Genomic DNA, 349 nt, shown 5'->3' on the forward strand with positions numbered 1-349 from the left:
GAACAAGGCACCGCACAGGGAGGGGCTCAGCGCCGCGGCCAGGCTCCGGGGCACGGCGGTATAGCTCGCCGCCGCGGCCCGTTCCGGTGGGGTGACGACAGCCATGACGTAGGCGGAGCGAACCGGCACGTCCATCTGGGAAAGCGCCGCGCGCAGCAGCAGCAGGCCCAGCGCGATCTCCAAGCGGGACGCGAACGCTGCCGCGATGAGGGCCAGGCTGGCGGGGATGTGGGTAAACACCATGGTGTTGAGCAGGCCAATGCGCCGGGCCACCCACGGCGCGGCGAGCTGGGAGAGGGCGGTGAGAAGCCCCGCCCAGAAGAAGAACGCGCCGGCCGCCGTGAGCGAC

At 71.9% G+C, this 349-nt stretch carries 1 pseudogene; it reads right to left on the reverse strand.

The window, feature by feature from the left end:
* Positions 1-349, reverse strand: a pseudogene (locus ACTFO6_RS18115) (MFS transporter); the annotation flags it as partial.

It is taken from the genome of Pelomicrobium sp. G1, assembly GCF_051905455.1.
GTDB lineage: Bacteria > Pseudomonadota > Gammaproteobacteria > Burkholderiales > UBA6910 > Pelomicrobium.